At 72.6% G+C, this 24022-nt stretch carries 20 protein-coding genes and 1 pseudogene; 6 read left to right on the top strand and 15 right to left on the bottom strand.

Annotated features, from left to right (window positions below; genetic code table 11):
• Positions 1-44: 44 nt before the first annotated feature.
• From AB0F15_RS41090 to AB0F15_RS41070, 5 genes are all read right to left on the bottom strand, one after another.
• Positions 45-839 (bottom strand): arginase family protein, encoded by a 795-nt coding sequence (locus AB0F15_RS41090; RefSeq protein WP_360282605.1) that lies wholly within the window; start codon positions 837-839, stop codon positions 45-47.
• 16 nt (positions 840-855) lie between these two features.
• Positions 856-4233 carry a pyruvate carboxylase gene (locus AB0F15_RS41085; protein ID WP_360282603.1) on the bottom strand — a complete coding sequence of 1126 codons (3378 nt, stop codon included), beginning with the start codon at positions 4231-4233 and terminating at the stop codon, positions 856-858.
• Positions 4234-4601: 368 nt separating this feature from the next.
• On the bottom strand, positions 4602-5498 hold the full coding sequence (locus AB0F15_RS41080; RefSeq protein ID WP_360282607.1) for a S8 family peptidase: 897 nt from the start codon (positions 5496-5498) through the stop codon (positions 4602-4604).
• A 43-nt stretch (positions 5499-5541) separates the two neighbouring features.
• Entirely contained in the window at positions 5542-7932 is a 2391-nt protein-coding gene (locus AB0F15_RS41075; RefSeq protein ID WP_360282601.1) for a caspase family protein, read from the bottom strand.
• A gap of 53 nt (positions 7933-7985) precedes the next feature.
• The gene (locus AB0F15_RS41070) at positions 7986-9134 is read right to left on the bottom strand and encodes an erythromycin esterase family protein (RefSeq protein WP_360282599.1); all 1149 of its coding nucleotides are present in this window, start codon (positions 9132-9134) and stop codon (positions 7986-7988) included.
• 31 nt (positions 9135-9165) lie between these two features.
• Between AB0F15_RS41070 and AB0F15_RS41065 the strand changes: the two genes are divergently transcribed.
• Positions 9166-9801: a TetR/AcrR family transcriptional regulator gene (locus AB0F15_RS41065; protein WP_360282597.1), complete on the top strand. Its 636-nt coding sequence runs from the start codon at positions 9166-9168 to the stop codon at positions 9799-9801.
• Here the strand turns inward: AB0F15_RS41065 and AB0F15_RS41060 are convergent.
• From AB0F15_RS41060 to AB0F15_RS41050, 3 genes are read right to left on the bottom strand one after another with little or no spacing between them, the layout of a single operon-like run.
• Positions 9761-10213, bottom strand: a complete 453-nt coding sequence (locus AB0F15_RS41060; RefSeq protein ID WP_360282595.1) for a GNAT family N-acetyltransferase — start codon at positions 10211-10213, stop codon at positions 9761-9763. The genes AB0F15_RS41065 and AB0F15_RS41060 overlap by 41 nt on opposite strands.
• Positions 10214-10230: 17 nt before the next feature.
• Entirely contained in the window at positions 10231-12384 is a 2154-nt protein-coding gene (gene recG, locus AB0F15_RS41055; RefSeq protein ID WP_360282593.1) for an ATP-dependent DNA helicase RecG, read from the bottom strand.
• Between the two features lie 3 nt (positions 12385-12387).
• Positions 12388-13965, bottom strand: coding sequence for a DAK2 domain-containing protein (locus AB0F15_RS41050; protein WP_360282591.1), 1578 nt, complete (start codon positions 13963-13965; stop codon positions 12388-12390).
• Positions 13966-14108: 143 nt separating this feature from the next.
• Between AB0F15_RS41050 and rpmB the strand changes: the two genes are divergently transcribed.
• Complete coding sequence (gene rpmB / locus AB0F15_RS41045) at positions 14109-14300, top strand: 50S ribosomal protein L28 (protein ID WP_003091970.1); 192 nt, start codon at positions 14109-14111, stop codon at positions 14298-14300.
• Between the two features lie 50 nt (positions 14301-14350).
• On the opposite strand, the gene AB0F15_RS41040 is transcribed toward rpmB, so the two are convergent.
• The 3 genes from AB0F15_RS41040 to AB0F15_RS41030 are packed head-to-tail and all read right to left on the bottom strand — an operon-like array spanning position 14351 to position 16423.
• Positions 14351-15124: an alpha/beta hydrolase gene (locus AB0F15_RS41040; protein WP_360282589.1), complete on the bottom strand. Its 774-nt coding sequence runs from the start codon at positions 15122-15124 to the stop codon at positions 14351-14353.
• A 60-nt stretch (positions 15125-15184) separates the two neighbouring features.
• On the bottom strand, positions 15185-15862 hold the full coding sequence (locus AB0F15_RS41035) for a uracil-DNA glycosylase (RefSeq protein ID WP_360282587.1): 678 nt from the start codon (positions 15860-15862) through the stop codon (positions 15185-15187).
• Between the two features lie 30 nt (positions 15863-15892).
• Positions 15893-16423: a gamma carbonic anhydrase family protein gene (locus tag AB0F15_RS41030; protein WP_360282585.1), complete on the bottom strand. Its 531-nt coding sequence runs from the start codon at positions 16421-16423 to the stop codon at positions 15893-15895.
• 33 nt (positions 16424-16456) lie between these two features.
• Here AB0F15_RS41030 and AB0F15_RS41025 point away from each other — a divergent pair, with 33 nt between their 5' ends.
• Complete coding sequence (locus tag AB0F15_RS41025) at positions 16457-17671, top strand: glycoside hydrolase family 27 protein (protein WP_360282583.1); 1215 nt, start codon at positions 16457-16459, stop codon at positions 17669-17671.
• On the opposite strand, the gene AB0F15_RS41020 is transcribed toward AB0F15_RS41025, so the two are convergent.
• Positions 17658-18137, bottom strand: coding sequence for a GNAT family N-acetyltransferase (locus AB0F15_RS41020; RefSeq protein ID WP_360282581.1), 480 nt, complete (start codon positions 18135-18137; stop codon positions 17658-17660). The two genes, AB0F15_RS41025 and AB0F15_RS41020, sit on opposite strands and share 14 nt — an antisense overlap.
• 16 nt (positions 18138-18153) lie before the next feature.
• Positions 18154-19110, bottom strand: a complete 957-nt coding sequence (locus AB0F15_RS41015) for a thiamine-phosphate kinase (RefSeq protein WP_360282579.1) — start codon at positions 19108-19110, stop codon at positions 18154-18156.
• A 137-nt stretch (positions 19111-19247) separates the two neighbouring features.
• On the opposite strand from AB0F15_RS41015, the gene AB0F15_RS41010 reads away from it, so the two are divergent.
• Complete coding sequence (locus AB0F15_RS41010) at positions 19248-19481, top strand: Lrp/AsnC ligand binding domain-containing protein (protein ID WP_003091994.1); 234 nt, start codon at positions 19248-19250, stop codon at positions 19479-19481.
• Positions 19482-19536: 55 nt separating this feature from the next.
• Positions 19537-20076 carry a DUF3515 domain-containing protein gene (locus tag AB0F15_RS41005; RefSeq protein WP_360282577.1) on the top strand — a complete coding sequence of 180 codons (540 nt, stop codon included), beginning with the start codon at positions 19537-19539 and terminating at the stop codon, positions 20074-20076.
• Here AB0F15_RS41005 and AB0F15_RS41000 read toward each other — a convergent pair.
• Both AB0F15_RS41000 and AB0F15_RS40995 read right to left on the bottom strand, forming a co-directional pair.
• The gene (locus AB0F15_RS41000) at positions 20073-21167 is read right to left on the bottom strand and encodes a D-alanine--D-alanine ligase family protein (protein WP_360282575.1); all 1095 of its coding nucleotides are present in this window, start codon (positions 21165-21167) and stop codon (positions 20073-20075) included. The two genes, AB0F15_RS41005 and AB0F15_RS41000, sit on opposite strands and share 4 nt — an antisense overlap.
• 678 nt (positions 21168-21845) lie before the next feature.
• On the bottom strand, positions 21846-23219 hold the full coding sequence (locus AB0F15_RS40995; RefSeq protein ID WP_360282573.1) for a PLP-dependent aminotransferase family protein: 1374 nt from the start codon (positions 23217-23219) through the stop codon (positions 21846-21848).
• A gap of 80 nt (positions 23220-23299) precedes the next feature.
• Between AB0F15_RS40995 and AB0F15_RS40990 the strand changes: the two are divergent.
• Positions 23300-23938: pseudogene (locus AB0F15_RS40990) on the top strand (pyridoxamine 5'-phosphate oxidase family protein); the annotation flags it as partial.
• Positions 23939-24022 lie beyond the last annotated feature (84 nt).

The following is a 24022-nucleotide window of genomic DNA, read 5'->3' as shown; positions in this document are numbered from 1 at the left end:
CGTGATGGCCACCTTGAGGAACTTGAAGTTCCTCAAGGTGGCCATCACGAACTCCGGGAACCGAGCAGACGGCCGATCGCGGCCACCACCGGCTCCAGGACCTCGACCTCGCGCGGCGTGCCCACGCACTCCGTGATCCCGGCGCCCACCACCTCGAACCGGGCCAGCTCGTCGAGGGCCGCCACCAGCTGGGGGATCGTCCAGCCGTCCGGCTCCGGGTAGTTCACCCCCGGGAACTCGCCCGGATCCAGCACGTCGAGGTCCACGTGCACGTACAGCTTCTCGACCCCCGCCACTGCGTCGACGGAAGTCGCCACCAAGCCGCGCGACACCGCCGCCTGTTCGTCCGGGTCGAACACCCGCGTTCCCGCGAGCACCGCGTTCCCGGGGGACAGCGCCGGGTCCGCCGCGAACTCCGCGTCGCCCTCGCCGAACAGCGAGCGCAGCACCATCCCGTGGAACGCACCCGACGGCGACGTCTCCGCCGTGTTCAGGTCCGGGTGGGCGTCGAACCACGCGACGCCCAGCCCGGGCCCGTGCCGGAAGCGGGCCACGCCGATCGGCACCAGCTCGACGCCGCAGTCGCCGCCGATCGTCAGCACCGGACCGCCCGGTGCCTCCAACGCCGCCAGCTGGGCCGCGCGGTTCGGGCCGGTCAGCACCGCCCGCGACGCGATGCCGCGGTCCACTTCGGACACTTCACGGGTCTGCCGGACGTGGTGCACGGGTCGGCCGAGCACGTGCCCGGCCAGCTCCGCGAGCGCCAGGCAGCCGTCCGGCAGCTCCGCCGCGCGCGGTCCCACCGCGCCCTGCCGTTGCGGTACCGCGTTGATCAGCATCCGGCGATGCTAGCGGTCATTCGAGGACCAGCAGAAGGTCACCGCCTTCGACCTGCTGGACCGAAGTGATCGCCAGCCGGCCCACCTTGCCGCCGGTCGACGCCGTGATCGACGCCTCCATCTTCATCGCCTCGATGGTCGCGACCGTGGCGCCCGCCTCGACCGTGGCGCCCTCGGCGACCTGCAGCGTGACCACGCCCGCGAACGGCGCCGCGATCTGCTTCGGGTTGCCCTTGTCCGCCTTCTCGGTCGCCGGGATGTCCGACGCGATCGAGCGGTCGCGGATCTGGATCGGCCGCAGCTGGCCGTTGAGCGTCGACATCACCGTGCGCACGCCGCGCTCGTCGGCCTCGCCGATCGCCTCCAGCTCGATGATCAACCGGACGCCCTGCTCGAGGTCGACCTGGTACTCCTCCCCCGGGCGCAGGCCGTAGAAGAAGTCCTTGCTGGGCAGCACCGACGTGTCGCCGTAGGCCTCGCGGTGCGCCTCGAACTCCTTCGTCGGCCCGGGGAACAGCAGCCGGTTGAGCGTCCGGCGCGGGTGCCCGGCCAGCGCCGTGCGGTCCTCTTCGGACAGTTCGACGACCGGCTTCGCGGCGGCCCGGCCCTCCAGCGCCTTGGTGCGGAACGGCTCCGGCCAGCCGCCCGGCGGGTCGCCGAGCTCGCCGCGCAGGAAGCCGATCACCGAGTCGGGGATGTCGAACTTGTTCGGCTCCGCCTCGAAGTCCGCCGGCGAGACGCCCGCGCCGACCAGGTGCAGCGCGAGGTCGCCGACGACCTTGGACGACGGCGTCACCTTCACCAGGTGGCCGAGGATCTTGTCCGCGGCGGCGTACATCGCCTCGATGTCCTCGAACCGGTCGCCCAGGCCCAGCGCGATGGCCTGCGTCCGCAGGTTCGACAGCTGCCCGCCGGGGATCTCGTGGTCGTAGACACGCCCGGTCGGCGAGGCCAGCCCGGCCTCGAACGGCGCGTAGATCTTGCGCACGCTCTCCCAGTACGGCTCCAGGTCCCCGATCGCCCGCAGGTCGAGCCCGGTGGTCCGGGCCGAGTGGTCGGTGGCCGCCACGATCGACGACAGCGACGGCTGCGACGTCGTGCCCGCCATCGACGACACCGCGCCGTCGACGGCGTCCGCGCCCGCGTTGATCGCCGCGAGGTACGTGGCCAGCTGGCCACCCGCGGTGTCGTGGGTGTGGATGTGCACCGGCAGGTCGAACTCCTTGCGCAGCGCGGTGACCAGCTTGGTGGCCGCGGGGGCGCGCAGCAGCCCGGCCATGTCCTTGATCGCCAGCACGTGCGCCCCGGCGCCGACGATCTGCTCGGCCAGCTTGAGGTAGTAGTCGAGCGTGTAGAGCTTCTCGCCCGGGTCGGACAGGTCCGAGGTGTAGCAGAGCGCGACCTCGGCGACGGCGGATCCGGTCTCGCGCACGGCCTCGATGGCCGGGCGCATCTGCTCGACGTCGTTGAGCGCGTCGAAGATCCGGAAGATGTCGATGCCGGTCTTCGTGGCTTCCTCGACGAAGGCGTTCGTCACCTCGGTCGGGTACGGCGTGTACCCGACGGTGTTGCGCCCGCGCAGCAGCATCTGGAGGCAGATGTTCGGCACGGCCTCGCGCAGCGCGGCCAGCCGCTCCCACGGGTCCTCGGCGAGGAACCGCAGCGCGACGTCGTAGGTCGCGCCGCCCCAGCACTCCAGCGACAGCAGCTGCGGCAGCGTGTTGGCGACGACCGGCGCCGCGGCCAGGAGGTCCTTCGTGCGGACGCGCGTGGCGAGCAGCGACTGGTGCGCGTCGCGGAACGTCGTGTCGGTGACGCCGATGTGCGGCGACTCGCGCAGCCACCGCGCGAATCCGGCCGGGCCGAGCTCGACGAGCTTCTGCTTCGAGCCCGGCGCCGGCTGGGCGTCCTTCGGCAGCTTCGGCAGCTTGAGGGTGGCGTCCGGCGTCTTCGGGCGCTCGCCGTGCGGCTTGTTGACCGTCTGGTCGGCGAGGTAGGTCAGCAGCCGCGTGCCGCGGTCGGCGGACTGCCGCGCCGTGAGCAGCCCCGGGCGCTCCTCGATGAACGACGTCGTGACGCGCCCGGCGCGGAAGTCCGGGTCGTCGAGCACGGCCTGCAGGAACGGGATGTTCGTGGCGACACCGCGGATCCGGAACTCCGCGACGGCGCGGCGGGCGCGGCGGACGGCGGTCTCGAAGTCGCGGCCGCGGCAGGTGAGCTTCACCAGCAGCGAGTCGAAGTGGGCGCTGATCTCGGTGCCGGAGAAGGCGGTGCCGCCGTCGAGCCGGATGCCCGAGCCGCCCGGCGAGCGGTAGGCGGAGATCATCCCGGTGTCCGGGCGGAAGCCGTTGGCCGGGTCCTCGGTGGTGATGCGGCACTGGAGAGCCGCGCCGCGCAGGTAGATCTTGTCCTGGGACAGGCCCAGGTCGTCGAGGGTCTCGCCGGCGGCGATCCGCAGCTGCGACTGGACGAGGTCGACGTCGGTGACCTCTTCGGTGACCGTGTGCTCGACCTGGATGCGCGGGTTCATCTCGATGAAGACGTGCTTGCCCTGCTTGTCGAGGAGGAACTCGACGGTGCCGGCGTTGCGGTAGCCGATCTGCCGGGCGAACTTGACGGCGTCCGCGCAGATGCGATCGCGCAGCTCCGGGTCGAGGTTCGGCGCCGGGGCGAGCTCGACGACCTTCTGGTGGCGCCGCTGCACCGAGCAGTCGCGCTCGTAGAGGTGGATGATGTTGCCCGCGCCGTCGGCGAGGATCTGCACCTCGATGTGCCGCGGCTCGACGACGGCCTTCTCGAGGAAGACGGTCGGGTCGCCGAAGGCGGACTCGGCCTCGCGCGCGGCGGCCTCGATGGACTCGCGCAGCACGGCGGGGTCCTCGACGCGGCGCATGCCACGCCCGCCACCGCCGGCGACGGCCTTGACGAACAGGGGGAAGCCGAGGCCTTCGGCCGCCGCGACGAGCTCGTCGACGTCGCTGGACGGTTCGGACGACCCCAGTACCGGCACCCCGGCCTCGCGCGCGGCCTTGACCGCGCGGGCCTTGTTGCCGGTGAGTTCGAGGATGTCGGCGCTCGGCCCGACGAAGGTGATCCCCGCTTCTTCGCACGCCCGCGCGAGGTCGGGGTTCTCCGAGAGGAAGCCGTAACCGGGGTAGACGGCGTCGGCTCCCGCCTTCTTCGCCGCGGCCACGATCTCGTCGACCGAGAGGTACGCGCGCACGGGGTGACCGGGTTCGCCGATCTCGTACGCCTCGTCGGCCTTCAGCCGGTGCAGCGAGTTGCGGTCTTCGTGCGGAAACACGGCGACCGTCCCCGCACCGAGTTCGTAGCCGGCGCGGAACGCCCGGATCGCGATCTCCCCGCGGTTGGCCACCAGAACCTTGCGGAACATGCCCGGTCCTTCCCTCTTGGATCGGTAAGTCAACGCACGTTACCCGGTTCTTCCCGCTCTGCGGGAGTTCAGTCCCGGGTGATGGACATCATGCGGACCGGAAGGTTCACCGGTCAGCCCTGGTGGCACCTCTCGACGCGCCCGCGGCGGGTGACGGGCCACAGCGTTCCCCGGCGTCCTCGGCGTTCCGGCCCACCGGGTCCGCGACGTCACCTCCTGCACACACCATCGCCCTGCACTCCGTTCTGCCTTCTCCGGGTCGGTCCCACGTTCGGCGAGCGTATCGGGCCCGGCCGGCGAGCAGCCCGGGAAAGCCGCAGATCGGAGACGGTTTTCCACATCTCGGCGGGGCTGTGGACAACTGCGTCTCAACCGCCGGCGGACGCGTACAGCAGGCGGTTGGCCGTGCCCTCCGGGACGCCCTTGAGCACGTCCGGCGTCGCCGCGCGGATCAGGGCGTCGTCCACCTGCGCCGGGGTGTCGCCGGGGTGCTGGGCGCGGTAGAGGGCCGCCACACCGGCCGCGAACGCCGCCGCCATCGACGTGCCGGAATCCGGGTTCGCGCCCGTGCCGCCCGCGGCCGGACCCGGGATGTCGGTGCCCGGGGCGTACAGGTCGACGTCCTCGCCCGAGTTCGACGACTTGTCCGGCCGGTCCTGGGTGTCGGAGGCCGCGACGGTCAGCGCCTCGGGCACCCGGCCCGGCGAAAAGCCACCGGCGTCCGCGGTCTCGCTGCCCGCCGGGACGGCGATCGGCACCACCGCGGCCAGCCGTTTCACCGCGGCGTCGAGCTGGTCGTTCGGTACCCCGCCGATGCCGAGGACGGCGACGGCGGGCTGCTGGGCGTTCTGCGCGACCCAGTCGATGCCGGCGATGATCTGCTCGGTGGCCCCACCGCCGTCTTTGTCGAGCACGCGCACGGGCACGATCTGCGCGCCCTTCGCGACGCCGTAGTCCTTGCCCGCCGCGATGCCGGCCAGGCGGGTGCCGTGGCCGTTGGTGTCGGTGGTGTCCGAGCCGCCGTTCAGGAAGTCCCGCCCGGGTGCGACGCGGCCCTGGAAGTCGGGGTGCTTCGCGTCGACACCGCTGTCGATCACGTAGATCGTGACGTCCGAGGCGTCGCTCGCGTAGTGGTAGGCGTGGTCGAGCCCGGTGCGCTGGTCGATCCGGTCCAGCCCCCAGCTGGGCGGATCCGGCTGCAGCCCACCCTCGGCGGCGGCGGGGGTCGAACCGGCGAGTACGAGCGCCACGGCCGCGAGAAGCATCCTCATGATCGTCGTGGTACCCCTGCGGCGCCCGGACGACAACTCAGGGCTGTCGCCCGTTCGGCTGATTCCGCCGCGCGAGGACCGCGGTGTCGATCGCCAGCAGGACGAGGGCCACGACGGCGATCGACTGCCCTGCCAAGGTCAGCGAAGAGTGCTCCAGGACGGCGGCGAACGTCGGCGCCAGCACGCCGAGCAGCCCGGCGGTCCCCGTGGCCAGCACGGCACAGCCGACCGGCCGCGGGTTCAGCACGACGGCGACGAGCGGCACGGCCACGGCCAGCAGGGCGCCGAGCACGAAGTAGGCGGCCGCGCGGCCGCCGTCATCGGAGTCGTAGGCGCTCAGCTCGCCGAGCTGGACGATCCAGGCGCCCGCGCCCGTCACGCCGAGCACGATCGCCACCCACGACGGCCAGCCCCGCACCCGTCCGGCGCGGAGTGCGACGGCGGGGTTCCGGCGCAGCGCCGCGAGCGCGAACGCCCCGGCGACCGCCCACGCGAGGTGCGCGAGCAGCTGGAAGGTGTAGCCGGCGTTCAGTTCGGTGCCCGAGCCATCGGCGAGGGTGACCATCTCGCCGAGGAACCGGAAGAGCCCGAAGAGCGCGGACAGCCCGGTGCCGAACAGCAGCGCGGGCCCGATCCGCGAGCGGGTCCGCGGGGTGAGCGCGAGGATCCCGGCGAGCAGCGCGCACGCGGCCACGATGAGGACGTAGGCCGTCATGCCGGGCCGGTATTCGCCGAGGAGGTAGTGGCCGTAGCGGTAGTCCAGGGGGAGCCCGGTCACCGCGAAGACGGTGCCGGTGATCGCGAGGACGCCGGCGAACCCGCCGACGGGATCCACCGCGCCGGCGGAGCCGCCCGATGACGGGCGTTCCGGGGCGGCCGCTGTGGCGGGCCCGCGCGCCGCTTCGCCGGCCACGGGTTCGGGGGCCGGTCCCGATGTGGCTTTGGTGGCGGCCGACGCGTCGGACGTGGTGTTCGGTGCGGTGGAGGTGCCCAACACAGCATCCGAGCGCTTCCTCGGCTCCGGCTCGGCGGCAAGCCGCGCCGCGGACTCCGGCCCGGGCTTGGCCGCCACATCGGGCACCGGCCGGGGCGCCTGCTTGGCCGCCCCAGCTGCCGCGTCCGGCCTGGCCGCCACCTCCGGCTGGTGCTCGGCCACCACCGGCTCCGCCTCCGGCTCCACCCTCGGCTCCGCGACCGGCACCGGCAGCGCCTCGACCTCCACCCCGACGACCACCTCCCCGGTGGGCCCGCTCACCACGACCTTCCCGCGCCGCGTCCCCGACTCGCCGGCCGTGACCGTCAGCTCCACCCTGCCGGCCCCCTCGGCCACCGCGATCCACGGGTGCGAAGCCTCGAACCGCACCTCGCGCGCCACCGGCGGCCCCACCGGCCGGACCGTCGCCGATGCCACCCCACCCGCCGGTGCCGACAGGCGGACCGCCGGCACGTCGACCCGGACCACCGCGAACCGCAGCGCGTCGGAAGCCGCCGCGGACACGTGCTCGATGTCCGTCGCCGCCATGGCCTTCAGGGCCTCGAACGCCCCGATCGCCACCGGGAGGTTGTCGCTCGAAAGGCGGCGTCTCAGCTCCGCCACCGCGCCCAGCCGGGTGAACGGGTTCTCCGCCTCGATCGCCGCCGCCAGGTCGGGTGGGACCGGGGACGGCTTGATCCGGCGCCGCCTGCTCTTCGCCAGGTACAGCTCGCCCTGCATCTCGATGTCACGGCTCGGCGTCTGCTTCGGGTTGCGCTCGCGGACGCGGTCGAACAGGTACTCGTACAGCTCGCCGAGGGCGATCCAGCCGTCCTCGTCGCGGTCGGCCTCGCCCGTGCGCAGGCCCTCCACCAGCGCCGCCGTGAACACCGACGGCTGGGCCGGCTGGTTGGAGGCCAGCCGCGCGCCCTCGAAGGCGTACTCGATCGAGTTCGACGCCGTGATCACCGCCCGGCCGTGGCCCCCGCGGAAGCTGTCGAGGACGTTCGCGTCGCCCGAGGCCCGGACCGCCACCCCCTGCCCGAACGCCCCGCCGTAGCAGCAGTCCAGCAGCAGGACGATGCTGCGCGAGCGGCTCTGCCGGATGCACTGCTGCACGAACTGCGCGGGCACCGCGGTGGACCGGAGCCGGTCGGGCCGGGTGTTGCGGGCGGCGAAGTACAGGCCGCCCGAGTCGTCCTTCAGGCCGTGACACGAAAAGTGCAGCAGCAGGACGTCGTCGGGCCGGCCCTCCACGCAGAGGTCCTCGATCTCCGCCTGGACGACGTGCGCGGTCTCGTTGCGGACCACCTGCACGTCGAAGTCGCTGATCGTCCGGTCGGCGAGCACCCCGGCCAGGGCATCGGCGTCCGCCGCGGGCGAGCCCAGCCGCTGGAGTCCCGCGTTGTCGTACTCGCCGTTGGCGACGATCAACGCCCGCCTCCGCCCGGCCATACCGGTAGGAAACGCCCATGGCACGACTACGGCAATCAGCCGAACGGGCACACCTACCCGGCGCCGGCCCCGAAAATCGTTTCCTGCTCCTTCAGGCAGACCACGGCGTCGAACGCGGCCGCGACGTCCACCGGCACCGACGCGTGCGCGTGCCGGATGCTCGCGGCCGCGGGGCGCGCGACCAGGCACGGCGCGTGCGGGGCCAGTGCTGCCTCGACGCTGCCGTCCGCGGGCGCCACGACTGCCTGCTCGAACATCCGGAACCCGAGCGGTGCGGCTTCGTCGGGTACCAGGCCGGTGGTCGTCCCCGAAACGGCGGTGAGCGCCAGCGCGAAGTACTTGTCCCCCAGCTCCGCGGCCAGGTGCGTCCCCGCCGTCGGCGCCGTCATGCCCGGCATCGGCGAGAACGGGACGCGCTGGAGGTGTCCGTTGTGGAGCATCAGGACGATCTTCTCGCCCGGGTGCAGCCGCCGCAGCAACCGCACGGTGGCCGCCATGTACGTGTCGCGGGACGAACTCTGCGGCTCGGGCGCACGGCCCGCCGTCAGCGCGTCCAGTTCGCGCAGGTACAGATCCACGCGCAGGGCGCCGTCGGCGTGGTGGGCGGCGACTTCGCCGTAGACGTGCCCAAGCGACTCCACATGTCCTTTCAGGACGGTCAACGCCGCCGTCGCCGCGTCCCGCGCTTCGGTGCTCATCTCTTGGTAGCGGCCAGGCGCGACCGCGCTGCTCACCGACGCGTACGGCTCGCACGCCGCCAGCGCGTTGTCCACAAGGGACAGATGGGCCGGTTCCACGCGCGAGACGCACTCGCGGAGCGCCTTCAGCGAAGGCACCGGCGAGCCCGCCGAGCCCGGCACGTCGAGGCCGGCGAACCGGACGTCGCCGCGCGAGCGCAGCCAGGTCAGCATCGCGTGCACCTCGGCCGAGCCGCCGAGGCCGAAGGTGAAGCCGTCGCGCGCGATGTCGGCGACTTCGCCGGGGCCGCCGCGGAGCCAGGCGTCGACCAGCCGGCCTTCCGGGAAGCCCCCTTCGAACCCGAGGACGGTGAACCCGCGCTCCGCGACGAGGTGCCGCAGCAGGCGGTCGCGCAGCGCGCCGAACTCGCGGATGTGATGGTTGTTCTCGCCGATCGCGACGACCTCGGCGTCGCCGATCAGGTCGGCGATCTCGGTGACGGCGATGGTGTCGATCTCTGGCATACTGGCCACACTAACGCAACAGGAGTAGCAATTGGCAACCGAGATTTCCGGGACGAAGCGACCGGGCGGCCGCACCGAGCGGACCCGCCTCGCCGTGCTGAACGCCACCCTGGAGCTGCTCGGGGAGCGCGGGTACGCCGAGCTGACCGTCGAGGCGGTCGCCGACCGCTCGGGTGTGCACAAGACGACCCTGTACCGCCGCTGGGAGTCCGCCGAAGGCCTGGTCGCCGCGGCCCTGCTGCTGGGAGCCGAGCAGGAGTGGGCTGCGCCGGACACCGGTTCGCTCGAAGGCGATCTGCGCGCGATCAACCTGGAACTGGTGCGCTACTTCACCACCCCTGGCGAGCGTGAGCTGCCGATCGCGTCGATTTCGGCGGCCTTCCTCTCCCCGCGCGCCGCGGAGGCCCTGCGGGAGTTCTACGTCGACCGCCACGCCCGCTCGGCCGCCGCCGTGCACCGGGCGATCGAGCGCGGCGAGGTCCCGGCCGGCACCGACGCGGTCGAGGTCGTCCGCGTCGCCTGCGGGCCGGTCTTCTACCGGCTGTTCATCGCCCGGGAGGGCGTGACGCCGAAGGACGCGGGGGTCGCGGCGGCTGCCGCGGCCGCGGCGGCGAAGGCCGGTGTGTTCACCGCAGCCGGCGGCGGTAGCGCATCTCTTCCAGGGTGACGCGCCCGTCGTCGATCGTCTCGGTCCGGCGGGCGCCGTCGTCCTCCCAGCCCTGCCGGACGTAGAAGGCCTTCGCCCGCTCGTTCGTCGCGAGCACCCACAGGATGGCGCTGTCCCCGGGCAGTTCTTCGACGACCCGGTCGTGCAGCCGCCTGCCGAGCCCCCGCCCCCAGTACTCCGGCAGCAGGTAGAGCGCGTGGAGCTGCCCGGGACCGAACGCGGCGAACCCGGCCACGGCCCCGTTTTCCTCGACGACCAGGACCTGACCGGCCCCCTCCTCGATGCGCCGGGCCCACGACGCCGCCCGCGCCCCGGCCGAGAGGCGGGTGAGGAAGTCCGCCGGGATCAGGCCCGCGTACGCCGCCTGCCAGGACCGCACGTGGACCTCGCCGATCGCCGGGGCGTCGGCCACCGTGGCGGCGCGGACGGTCAGCTCTTCTCCAGGTAGTCCGCGCGGTCGACGTCGACGACGTCGCCGACCATCTGGGCCAGGCCGTGGTACTTCTTCAGCTCCGGGTCCTTCTCGACGATCTCCTGCGCGCTCTGGCGGGACGCGGCGATGACGTCCTCGTCCCGCAGCAGCGAAAGCAGCTTCAGCGTGGACCGCTTCCCGGACTGCGCGGCGCCGAGGATGTCGCCTTCCCGGCGCAGTTCCAGGTCCAGCCGCGACAGCTCGAAGCCGTCGGTGGTCGACTCGACCGCCGCCAGCCGTTCGCGCGTCGCCGTGCCGTCGAGGGTCTCGGTGACCAGCAGGCACAGCCCCGGGACGCTGCCCCGCCCGACGCGGCCGCGCAGCTGGTGCAGCTGGCTGACGCCGAACCGGTCGGCGTCCATGATCACCATCGCGGTCGCGTTCGGGACGTTCACGCCGACCTCGATCACCGTGGTCGCGACCAGCACGTCGAGCTCCCCGGCCGAGAACGCCCGCATCACCGCGTCCTTGCCGTCGGGGGGCATCCGGCCGTGCAGCACGTCGATCTTCAGGCCCTGCAGCGGGCCGTGCGCCAGCTCGGGCGCGACCTCCAGGACCGCCAGCGGCGGCCGCTTGTCGCTCTTGTCCGACGGCGGCTCGTCGCCGATCCGCGGGCACACGACGTAGGCCTGGTGGCCCTTGCCGACCTCTTCGCGCACGCGCTGCCAGATCCGCTCGAACCAGGCGGGTTTCTCGGCGACCGGCACGACCGTGGTGGCGATCGGCGACCGCCCGACCGGCATCTCGCGCAACGCGGACACCTCCAGGTCGCCGTACACGGTCATCGCGACCGTGCGTGGGATCGGCGTCGCGGTCATGACGAGCACGTGCGGGCTGGTGTCGCCGGCGCCGCGGGTGCGCAGCGCGTCCCGCTGCTCGACGCCGAAGCGGTGCTGCTCGTCGACGACGGCGAGACCGAGGTCGGCGAATTCGACGTGGTCCTGGATCAGCGCGTGCGTGCCGACGACGATGCCCGCCTCGCCGCTGACGATCTCCAGCAGCGCCTTCTTGCGCTCCTTGGCGCCCATCGACCCGGTGAGCAACGTGACGCGGGTGGCGTTTTCCGCCGCGCCGAGCTCGCCCGCCTGGCCGAGGTCGCCGAGCATCTCCCGCAGCGACCGCGCGTGCTGCGCGGCCAGGACCTCGGTCGGCGCCAGCATCGCGGCCTGCCGCCCGTTGTCGACGACCTGCAGCATGGCCCGCAGCGCGACCACCGTCTTGCCTGAGCCGACCTCGCCCTGCAGCAGCCGGTTCATCGGGTGCTCCGACGCCAGGTCCGCGGCGATCTCGTCGCCGATCCCCCGCTGGCCCGCGGTCAGGTCGAAGGGCAGCCGCTTGTCGAAGGCGTCCGCGAGACCGCCGCTGACGTGCGGGTTCGCCTTCGCCGGCCGGGAGATGGCCGAGTGGCGCCGCTGCGCGAAGATCAGCTGGACGGCCATGGCCTCGTCCCACTTGAGCCGCTTCTTCGAGGCTTCCAGGTGCGCCCAGTTGTCCGGGCGGTGGATGCCGTGCAGCGCGGTGTCGAGGTCGGACAGGCGGTGCAGCCGCCGCAGCTCCGCGGGCATCGGGTCGTCGTCGACCTCGAGGACGTCGAGGACCTGGCGCACGCACTTGGCGATCGACCACGTCGGCATGCCCTGGGCCGCCGGGTACACCGGGATGATCGCGGCGAGGAAGTTGTCCATCGCCTCGGCTTCGCGTTCGGCGTCGAACAACTCGTACTCGGGGTTGGTCAGCTGCAGGGTGTCGCGGAAGGCGGACACCTTGCCGGCGAACAGGCCGGTCTTGCCGGGGACCAGGTCCTTCTCCCGCCACGCCTGGTTGAAGAAGGCGCAGGTGAGCCGGCGTTTGCCGTCGGTGATCACCATGTCGATGATGGTCCCGTTGCGGGCCTTCATCCGCCGCTTGCTCACCTTTTCGATGCGCGCCAGCACGGTGGCGTGCTCGCCGAGCTCGAGACCGGCGATGTCGGTGAGCTCCCCGCGCTCGGCGTAGCGGCGCGGGTAGTGGCGCAGCAGGTCGCTGACCGTCTCGATGTCCAACGCCGTGGCGAGCGCCTTCGCCGTCTTGGCGCCCAGCAGCAACGGCAGCTTGTCGCGCAGTCCGGCCATCCGCTATTCGACTCCCATCAGCAGCACGGCGTCCGCCTGGCCGCTGGCGTAGCTCGTCAGCTCCACCTCCGGGTGCTCCACCCGCAGCTGCTCCGCGAGCTCCCCGGCGACCCCCGGCGGCGCCGCGGCCCCGCTCAGCACCGTCACCAGCTCCCCGCCGAGCGCCAGCATCCGGTTCAGCACCTTCATCGCGGCCGCGACCAGGTTGGTCTCGGACGCGGGCGCGGGCTCGATCAGCACCACCTCGTCGTCGACCAGGCCGACCACGTCGCCGGACTGGGCCCGGCCCACCCAGGTTAGCGACTCCTCCTGCGCGATCCGCAGTTCGCCACGCCTGGTCGCGGCCGCCGCTTCGGCCATCGCGACGACGTCGTCGTTGGTGCGGCGCCCGGCGTCGTGCACCGCGAGCGCGGCCAGCACCTGCACCGGCGACGCGCACGGGATGACCACGACGTCCCGGTCGGCGGCCATCGCGTGCCCGGCGGCGGTGTCGGCCGCCGCGGTCAGCGCGACGCTGCCCGGCAGCACCGTCACGTGCCGCCCGGCAGCCTCGTTGAGCAGGCCGATCAGGTCCTCGACGCTCGGCGTCCCGCCCTCGGGCACGGCCAGCACCGGGATGCTTTCGGCGCGCAGCAGCTCGGCCAGCGCCCCGCCGTGGACGACGGCGACGACCGTGCGGTCGATCCCGCCGCCCGGCTCGATCGGCGTCGGGGTGAGCAGCGGCTCGACCCGGATCCGGCGCGGGCGGCCGAGCGCGAGCCCGGCCTCGATGGCGGCGCCGATGTCGGCGCAGTGGACGTGCACGGCGTGGCTGCCCGAGCCGTCGCCGGCCACCGTGACGCTGTCCCCGAGACCGCTCAGCTCCTTGCGCAGGGCCGGCAGGCTCGTTTCGCCGACGCCGTCCAGCAGGTACATGACCTCCCAGGCGTAGGCGCCGGCTTGGGGGACCGCGTGGACTTCGAGGGGGTGTTCCTGCTCGATGGGGGCGCCGGTGAGCACGCCGACCAGCGCGTCGAGCACGGCGACGAGCCCGCGCGCACCCGCGTCGACGACCCCCGCCCTGGCCAGCGCGGGCAGCTGCTCCGGCGTCTTTTCCAGGGCGTGCGCGGCCTCTTTCGCCGCCTTCTGCGCGACGGCACCGAGCGGGCTCGCGTCCCCGCGGACGGCGAGGGCGACGGCGTGCAGGACGGTCAGGATGGTCCCGGCGACCGGGCGGCTGACGGCGCCGGTGGCGGCCTCGTCGGCGTGCCCGAGGGCCTTGGCCAGCCACGGGCCGTCGAGGTCGCCTTCGGCCGAGTCGGCCAGCCCCCGCACGACCTGGGAGAGGATCACCCCGGAGTTGCCCTTGGCGGAGGCGACCGCGCCGCGCGCGAGGATCTTCAGCGCCTCGGCGGCGTCCTGCGGGGCGGTCTTCCCCAGTTCCGCGGCCGCGCCGGTCATCGTGAAGAGCATGTTGGAGCCGGTGTCGGAGTCGGCGACGGGGTAGACGTTGATCTCGTCGATGGCCGGGCGCAGGCTCGCCAGGCTGTGCACACAGCCCTTCGCCCAGGCCGAAACCGCCGCCGCGTCCAGCACCCGCACCCGTAACCTCCCGACCGTCCGGGGCAGCGTATCGACCCGGTGCCGAGGGCCGGGAAAGCAGTAGTTACTATGGTCGAGTTGCCCAGTGCATCTGGGCTCAATCTTTATGTCTCAGCTATGACCCAGATCCAAAGGAGTTCGACGTGGCTGCCGTGTGCGACGTCTGTGGCAAGGGACCCGGCTTCGGCAAGTCGGTCTCGCACTCCCACCGCCGTACCAACCGCCGGTGGAACCCGAACATCCAGACCGTGCACGCCAAGGTGGGTGTGTCCCAGCGCAAGCGCTTGAACGTGTGCACCTCGTGCATCAAGGCGGGCAAGGTCGTTCGCGGCTGAGGCGAGAAGAGTTCGAAAATGGCGGGTGCTCCTCGGAGCACCCGCCATTTTCATGCCTTCAGGAAGCCGGTCAGCAGCGGCTTGAGCGTCTCCGGGAACTGCAGCACCCCGTGGTCCTGGCCGGCCAGGGTCTCGTGGCGGGCGCCCGGCACCGCCGCGGCCGCCGCGCGGGCGCCCGCCTGGAGCGCCTCGTCGCTCGCGCCGCCACCGATCACCAGCGTCGGTGCCGTGATGCGAGCCAGGTTCTCCGTGCGCGGGCGGGCGTCCGGGCCGCAGATCGTCAGGTCGTACGGGAGCGTGTGCGCCAGCGCCGTGAACCAGCCCCAGACCGGCGCCTGCTTCATCCCCTCGATCATCCCTTCCGGCGTGCCCGCGACCTTCAGGAACGTCGCCACCGCGCCGTCGCGGTCCCCCGCCGCGAGCCGGCCGCGCACCTCGTCCACGACGTTCGCCCGCGGGTGCTCGTCCGTCGAGTACGGCGGCTCGTACGCCACCACGCGATCGATCGGGAGCCCGGTCGCGGCCGCCTCCAGGGCCAGGACCGCACCCGACGAGTGCCCGAACACCGACGCCGTCCCGCCCACCTGCGCGATCAGCGCCGCGATGTCCTCGATCTCCCGTTCCAGCGCGTACTCGGCCGAATCGCCGGAGTCACCGCGGCCGCGCCGGTCGTAGGCGATCGTCGTGAAATCCGACGCCAGGACCTCGGCCAGGCCGGACACGGTCGTGCGGTCGTTGAACGCGCCGCCGGCCAGGATCACCGGCGGGCCGTCGCCGCGCTGCTCGAAGAAGATCGACGTGCCGTCGGCCGATGTGACGTTCATGTGTACTCCAAGGATCCGTTTCCCCCTGGTCGGAGCCGGCTCGCGGATCCGGACACGAACCTACGGAAGCTTCCAGTCGACCGGCTGCGCGCCCTGCTCGGCCAGCAGCTGGTTGGCCCGGCTGAACGGCCGGGATCCGAAGAAGCCGTTGTGCGCCGAGAGCGGGCTCGGGTGCGCCGACTCGATGCACGGGACGTCACCGAGCATCGGGCGCAGGTTGCGGGCGTTGCGGCCCCACAGGATCGCCACCATCGGCTCCGAGCGCGCGGCGAGGGCCTTGATCGCCTGCTCGGTGACCTCTTCCCAGCCCTTGCCCTGGTGGGAGTTCGACTTCCCGGGCTGGACGGTCAGCGCCCTGTTGAGCAGCAGCACGCCCTGGTCGGCCCACGGCGTCAGGTCGCCGTTGGACGGCAACGGGTGGCCGAGGTCCTCGGTGTACTCCTTGTAGATGTTGATCAGGCTCTTCGGGATCGGCCGGACCTCCGGCGCCACCGAGAAGCTCAGGCCCACCGCGTGCCCCGGTGTCGGGTACGGGTCCTGCCCGACGATCAGCACGCGAACGTCGTGGAACGGCTGCTGGAACGCCCGCAGCACGTGTTCACCCGCCGGAAGGTAGGTGCGGCCCGCGGCGATCTCCGCGCGGAGGAATTCCCCCATCGCGGCGACCTGCGGCGCCACCGGTTCGAGGGCTTTCGCCCAGCCTGCCTCGACGATGTCCTGCAGCGGTCGTGCGGTCACGGCCCGCGAGCTTACCGGGCGTGGCCGGCGTCACCCGAGCGGGTCGAGCCGCCGCAGCTCGGTCCGGAACCGCTGTGCCCGCCGGACGTACGAATCGACGACGAGCGCGATGTTCTCCGCGCCGAACGACTTGTTCTCCCGTGTCTTCCCCGGCACGCCCAGCGCGATTTCGCCGGTCTTCACGTGGGAGCCGTACGACAGCACCGCGCCCGCGCCGACCATGCCGCCGTCCTCGATCACCGAGCCGTTCAGCACCACCGAACCGGACGCGATCAGGCAGCCCGTACCGATCGTCGCGCCCTCGACGTGCACCGCGTGCCCGATCGCCGACGACGGGCCGAGGATCGTGGGGTGGCGTTCGGTGCAGTGCAGGACGCAGCCGTCCTGGACGTTCGAGCGCTCGCCGATCTCGATGTAGCCGTGGTCGCCGCGCAGGACCGTCTGCGGCCACACCGACGCGTGCGCGCCGATCCGGACGTCGCCGATCACCGTCGCGTCCGGGTGGACGTAGGCGTCGGGGTGGATCGTCGGCTCGAGCGAACCGAGTGCGTAGATCGGCATGCCGCCTCCGGGGTGACTGCGGTTTCACTTCCCGTGCGATTGGATCACGCCATCGCCGCGAACCGGAACGCCAGTACCGGGAGCACCGGACTCGTGCTCCTGCTCGTCGTGCTGACCTGGCTGCTGAGCCTGCCCGCGGCCACGCACGCGCTCGCGAACGGCCTGGCCGGCACCCCGCCGATGGGCTGGAACAGCTGGAACCAGGTCCGCTGCTACGACCTCACCGAGGACGCCGTCAAGCAGGCGGCCGACGCGCTCGCCGACACCGGCCTGCGTGACGCGGGTTACCACTACGTCGTCGTCGACGACTGCTGGCAGGCGCCCACCCGGGCGGCGGACGGCTCGCTGCGGGCGGACCCGAAGCGGTTCCCGCACGGCATCGCGGACCTCGCCGACTACGTGCACTCGCGCGGCCTGCTGTTCGGCATCTACGCCGTGCCCGGCAGCCGCACCTGCGCCATGGCGAACGACGCCTACCCCGCGGCCGGCATCGGCTCGCTCGGCCACGAGCGCCAGGACGCCGAGACGTTCGACCGCTGGGGCGTCGACTACCTCAAGTACGACTGGTGCAACGCCGACACCGTCGACGGCCTCGACCGCAAGGCCGCCTTCGAGAAGATGCGCAACGAGCTCGCCGCGCTGCCGCGCCCGATCGTCTACGCGATCTCCGAATACGGCGTCTCCAGCCCGTGGACCTGGGCGCGGCCGGTGGCGAACCTGTGGCGCACCACCTACGACCTGGTCCCGACCTGGGACTCGGTGCTCGCGACGATCGACCAGCAGGCCGCCGTCGCCGTCCACAGCGGCTCCCCCGGCGGCTGGAACGACCCGGACATGCTGCAGGTCGGCAACGGCACGCTGACCGCCGACGAGGCCCGCGCGCACTTCAGCATCTGGGCCGTGCTCAACGCGCCACTGTTCGCCGGCACCGACCCGGCGAAGCTGAGCGACACCGATCTCGCGACGCTGGGCAACGCCGAGGCGATCGCCGTCGACCAGGACTTCGCGGGCAGCCAAGGGCGGCAGCTCGCCGTGGGCCCGGGCTACCAGGTCTGGGGGAAACCGTTGACCGGCGGCGGTTTCGCGGTGGTGCTGCTCAACACCGGCAGCACCACCGCGACCGTCTCCGCTTCGGTTCCGGGCTCCTGGAACGTCCGGGACCTGTGGGCCCACCGGGACATCGGTACCACCGCGTCGGCGTCCCTGCGGCCCCACGCCGCGGCCCTGCTGAAGCTCACCCCTCGGTGAGGTCCTTGCCGAAGCAGCGGCTTTCCGGCTCGTTCTTGTAGAGGCCGAACTTCGGGATCTCGACGTAGCCCGACGACGTGTAGAGCGCGATCGCCTCCGGCTGCTTGGTCCCGGTCTCCAGGACCGCGCGCTTGCGGCCGCACAGCGCCGCCGTCCGTTCCAGTTCGGACAGGATCAGCCGCGCGAACCCGCGGCCGCGGGCCGAATCGGCGACGTACATGCGCTTGAATTCGGCGTCGCCCGGCTGGAAGTCCGGCTCGGGGCCGTCGTGGGCGCGCCAAGCCCCGCAGGCGACCGCCTCCTCGCCCTGGTAGCCGACGAGGAACAGGCCCTGCGGCGGATCGAAGTCCGCCGGGCTCAGCGGGGTGGCGTCCTCGTCGCCGTAGCGCTCGATGTACACCTGCTGCACAGCGGCCATGAGCCTGGCCGCGTCGGGGTGGTCGTAGGGGACCGGAACGATTCTCACGCTTCCGGAGCCTAGATCAGCGCCAGTGCGTCCATCCGCCGTTCCGGGTGAACGGCTTGCCGTCGACGGTGATCCCGGAGCCGGCCATGGTGACGACGCCGATCACGCGCCAGCCGTCGGGCAGCTCGGTGAACGGCGGGAACGTGGCCGCGAGCGCGTGGTCCTCGCCGCCGGTGAGGACCCAGTCCAGGGGGTCCGCGCCGAGCGCGGCGCCGACCTCGGTCAGCCGGGAGGGGACGTCGAGGTCGGCGGTGCGGACGTCGAGGCCGACCCCGGAGGCCTCGCCGATGTGGCCGAGATCGGCGAGCAGACCGTCGGAGACGTCGATCATCGCCGTGGCCCCGGCGAGGGCGGCGCGCGGACCGGCTTCGTAGGGCGGTTCCGGGCAGCGCTGGGCGTTGACGACGCCGACCGGCGACCGGAAGCCGCGGCCGAGCACGGCCAGGCCGGCCGCGGCCCAGCCGAGCCGTCCGCAGACCGCGAGGACGTCACCGGGCCGGGCGCCCGAGCGCGTCACCGGTTCGCGGTCGCCGAGGTCGCCGAGCGCCGTGACACTGATCACGAGCTGGTCGGCGCGGACCATGTCGCCGCCGGAGACGCCGACACCCGCGCGTTCGGCTTCGGCCCACATGCCGTCGGCCAGCCCCGTGACGACCTCGCGCGGGGTGTCGGGCGGGCAGGCGATGCCGACCAGGACGGTGGTCGGGGTGGCACCCATGGCGGCGATGTCCGCGAGGTTGACCGCGACGGCCTTGCGCCCGACGTGCTCGGGCGTGGACCAGTCGAGCCGGAAGTGGACACCCTGGACGAGGACGTCGGTGCTGGCGACCACCCGCCCGTCCGGGGCGGCGACGACGGCGGCGTCGTCACCGGGACCGAGCAGCGTGCCCGGGGGCTGCCGCCGTCCTTCCGTGACGGCGCGGATGAGCGCGAACTCGCCGGTCTCGGCGACCGTTCCGTCGTTCGGTGACACCGGTCACCTCTGCTTTCTCTACCGGGACAAAGATCGATCACCGATAGTCGGATGCCCTATGTTTTTCCCTGAGCTGGCGATACGTTGCTGATGACGTTCCTACCTTGAGCCGATCGATCCCGACGAAAGGGCGCGCCGTGGTCCACGCATACATCCTCATCCAGACCGAGGTCGGCAAGGCGGCCGCGGTGGCTGCCGAGATCTCCAGCATCCCGGGTGTCACCAGCTCGGAGGATGTCACCGGACCGTACGACGTCATCGTCCGCGCGGCCGCCGACAACGTGGACCAGCTGGGCCAGCTCGTGGTCGCGAAGGTGCAGAACGTGGAAGGCATCACGCGGACGCTGACCTGCCCGGTCGTCCACCTCTGACCTCGAGGTTCGGGGGGTCGTCCTCCGGCACCGCCACTGTGGTGTAGTGGTCGGCGTGCCTGACTCCGACACCGGTGCGCCCCCCAGGGTGGTGCTCGTCACCGCGGCGGCGCTCGCCGTGGCCCTGGCGGTCGCCGTCGCCGTGTTCGCCCTGACCAGGGGTTCGGCGGACTCCGCCGATTCCGGTCCGTTGCCGCTGGTCCCCGTGCCCGCTCCGGCGGCCGGTACGCCCGCCTGCGGGACGCTGGTCGCCGCCGTGCCCACGGAACTGACGTCCAACGGCGCTTCGCTGAAGGTGCGCTCCCTCGCCGAGCCCGCCCCACCGGCGACGGTGGCCTGGGGTGCGCCGGATCCGCTGGTGCTGCGCTGCGGCCTGGACCGCCCGCCGGAGCTGACGCCGTCGGCGCAGCTGCGGCTGGTGAACCGCGTGCAGTGGCTGCAGGTCCCGGGCGACGGCGCGTCGACGTGGTACGTCGTGGACCGCGAGGTCTACGCGGCGCTGACGGTTCCGGACAGCGCCGGAACGGGTCCGCTGCAGCAGATCTCGGACACCGTGGCCGCGAAGCTGCCGGCGCGGCCGCTGCGGTTTTCCTAGCGCAGGCCGGTTCCGCGGGCGATCGCCGTCTCGACGAGGGTCGTCAGCAGGGTCGGGTAATCCATGCCGGTGACCTCCCACATCTTCGGGTAGGCGGACTTCGTCGTGAAGCCGGGCATGGTGTTGACCTCGTTGATGATCAGCTCGTGGTCTTCGGTGACGAAGAAGTCGACGCGGGCCAGTCCCTGGCAGTCCAGCGCCCGGAACGCTTCGACGGCCATCGCGCGGAGCTTCTCGGTGAGGGCGTCGTCGAGCTTGGCCGGGATGTCGAGCTCGGCATCGTCGCCGAGGTACTTGGTTTCGAAGTCGTACCAGGCGTTTTCGTCCTCGGACAGTACGCGGATCTCGGCCGGGAGCGAAGCCTCGACGCGGCCGTCCGGGAACTCGAGGACCCCGCACTCGACCTCGCGCCCGACGACGGCGGCCTCCACGAGGACCTTGGGATCGGTGGCGCGGGCGAGCTCGATGGCGGCGTCCAGGTCCGCCCAGCGGGCCACGCGGGAGATGCCGACGGACGACCCGGCGCGGGAGGGCTTGACGAACACCGGCAGGCCGAGCTCGGCCTGGTCCGCCGGGTCCAAAGTGGATTGCCCGCGCCGGAGGGCCGTGTAGGTGCCGACCGGAAGTCCTTCGGCGGCCAGCAGCTTCTTGGCGGTTTCCTTGTCCATGGCGGCGGCACTGGCCAGCACACCGGGACCGACGTACGGGATGCCGGCGAGCTCGAGCAGGCCCTGGATGGTGCCGTCCTCGCCGAAGGCGCCGTGCAGCACCGGGAAGACGACGTCGACCTGCGACAGCAGTTCGCTTTCCCGCCCGGGTTCGACGGCCACGAGACCCCGGCTGGACGGATCACCGGCGAGGACGAGACCCCGGCCGTCGTCGACGGACGGGAGTTCGCGGCCGCGGATGGCGAGCTGGGCGGAGTCGCCGCTGCCGAGCACCCAGCGGCCCTCGCGCGTGATCCCGACGGGCACCGCCTCGAACCGCTCCGGATCGAGGTGGCCGAGGACGCTGCCGGCGGACAGGCACGAGACGGTGTGCTCGCTGCTGCGCCCGCCGAACACGACCGCCACCCGGATCTTCTCGCTCATGGTGAGCCACCGTACCCGGTGACCTCGGCGAACAGCCGAGCCCCGTGCGGCGGACGGGCAGCGTCGAGCGACGGACGCAACCCGTGACGGGCTTGGCACGTCCAGTGTGCCGAGGGGTGGATGGGTCCAGCCGGCCCTGCCCCCTTTCGGACAGGTCGCCGCGGACTCCGGCCCGCCGCTGGAGCCGCTCGGGCCGCTCCCAGGGCAGGGCCCCGGCAGGTCTTTGCCGGCCGCGTTGGGCGCTCGATGCGGATTCCGCTTGGTCCGGCATGCCGGACCTGTGAGGCCACCGTGCGGGTTCGACGGCGACATGGGGGGACGTCGCACGGTGTGGTCGGCGACTTCACGCCGTCGCGTTAGGCCAACTCACCGGCCGCACCGGCCAACTCGCCCGCATTCCCGGTGAGTTGGCCGGTGCGGGCGGTGAGTTGGTGTCACCGGCGACCGGGAAGTCGCGCGGATTTGCCGGCTTGCGTCCTCGCGCGGGTCGGCTGGGTCATTCGCGACGTTCCGGCGGCGGACCCACTCCCGCCCGCCCGGCCCCGGACAGAACCCGCCCTCCCAGGGGGAACCACCACCGAATTGAGCGTATCGCCGCCGACCGGCACCGGCGGCCGGAAAACCCCGGCCGCAGCACGGTTGTCCACATCACGGCCGAACTGTGGACAACGAGAAACCTCACCGCAGCAAGGCCACCAGCACCGGCAGCGCCGCCACCAGAGCCTCCCGCGAACACCCCGCGTACCCGATCGCCACGCCGTGGGCCGTCGGGGTTCCCGCGAAGTGGCGCGCCAGCCCGTCCAGCCGGATGCCGCGCCGCTCGGCCGCCGCGATCACCGATGACTCCACCGAAGCCGACGAGAACGGCACCACCAGGTGGGCCCCCGCGTCGTCGCCGCGTACCGGAACGCCCGCCGAGGCGAGCGCCCCGGCCAGCAGCGTTCGGCGCTCGGCCATCTCGCGGCGCAGTTTCCGCAGGTGACGTCCCAGATCTCCGTTGCGGGCGAACTCGTACAGCACCCGCTGCCCGGCCGGGGACGGCCGGGTGCCGGTCAGGTCGCGGTACGCCAGCACCGCCGAGGTGATCGCCTCCGGCGCCACCATCCAGCCCGCGCCCAGTGTCGGCGTGAGGATCTTCGAAGTCGTCCCCAGGTGCACCACGACGTCCGGCGCCAACGAGGCCAGCATCGGCAGCGGTGCCACGTCGAAGCGGAGCTCGCCGTCGTAGTCGTCCTCGATGACCAGCATCGCCGAGGAACGCGCGCGCTCGACCAGCGACACCCGCCGCGCCGCGCTCAGCCTGCTGCCCATCGGGTACTGGTGCGCCGGCGAGCAGTACACCGCCCGCGCGCCCGCCGGGATCTCCTCCGGGCGCAGCCCCTCCTCGTCCACCGGTACGCCGGTGACCCGCATCCCGGCCCGGCGGAACGCCTGCACCGCCCGCTGGTAGCCGGGCTCTTCGACGGCGACGAGGTCCCCGCGGCCGAGCACCGCCGCGGCCAGTTCCACCACCGCGGCCGTCGTCCCCCCGGTGGCCAGCACCGAACCCGCGGCCAGCCCGCGGTGCCGCAGCAGGTGCTCCGACACCGCCGCGCGGTACTCCGGGAGCCCCGCACGGTGCGCGCGGACCAGCGGGTCCGGGTCGGCCGCCGCCCGCCAGGCGCGGCGCCAGGCAGCGCGATCCAGCCCCGCCGCCCACGGCGTGCCGGGCCCGAGGTCCAGGAGCGGCGACACCTCCGCTTCCGCCCCCGGCACCGGGCCGGGCGCCGGGACCTCGGAAGCCGAGAAGGACGGCGGAGTCGTCACGTAGGTGCCCGAGCCGTGCCGCCCCGCGATCCAGCCCTCGGCGTGCAGCTGCTCGTAGGCCGCCGACGTCACCGTGCGGCTGACGCCGAGCCGTCCAGCCAGTGCCCGTGTCGACGGCAACCGGTCGCCGCCGCGCAGGTGCCCGCTCGCCGCGGCTTCGCGCAACGCGTCGGCCAGCTGAACCGCCAGCGGTGTCACCGTCGAACGGTCGAGGCTGACCGGGAGGGCGGTGTCGGCGTGGGTCACGGGACCTCCTCGAGTGGACTTCCCAAGTGTACGAGAAGTGGCCGTTTTCCGATGCCACTGGACCGGGAGACGCTGGTCGCATGTTGTCGACCACGCCCCGCACCACGCTCGGCCGCAAGAAGCACCGCGCCCTGACCGACCGCTCCGCGCTGCACGCTCTCCTGGACGAAGGCCTGATCTGCCACCTCGGGATCGTCCGCGACGGCGTGCCGCTGGTCCTGCCGACCGGCTACGGCCGCGACGGCGACACGCTCTACCTGCACGGTTCGACCGGCGCGGCCAGCCTCCGCACCGCGGCGCACGACGTCGACGTCTGCGTGACGGTGACGCTCCTCGACGGCATCGTCTACGCGCGCTCGGTGAACAACCACTCGATGAACTACCGCAGCGCCGTCGTCCTCGGGCGGGCGAGACCGGTGCTGGACGCCGACGCGAAGATGCACGGCCTGAAGGTGCTCACCGACCACCTCGCGCCGGGCTCGTGGGAGCACGCGCGCGCGGTCGACGCCAAGGAGTTCGCCGCGGTGTCCGTGCTCGCGCTGGATCTCGCCGAGGCGTCGGTGAAGATGCGCGCCGAAGGCCCGGACGACGAGCCCCGCGACGTCGAAGCCGACACCGCCTGGGCCGGGGTGCTGCCGGTGCGGACGGTCTACGGCGCGCCCGAGCCGTCCGCCGATCTCTCCCCCGGCTGGACGACGCCGCCCCACGTCACCGGTCGTGGGGGGGTGTTGGGGGGTGTGGAAGCCAAAAAAAAGACACCAGCCCGCCACGCCCACCCCACCAGGCGAACGACCCCCCCCCCC

Origin of the sequence: Amycolatopsis sp. NPDC026612 (genome assembly GCF_040638285.1) — a bacterium.
Taxonomy (GTDB): Bacteria; Actinomycetota; Actinomycetes; order Mycobacteriales; family Pseudonocardiaceae; genus Amycolatopsis.
This window is presented reverse-complemented; position numbering and strand designations above follow the sequence as displayed.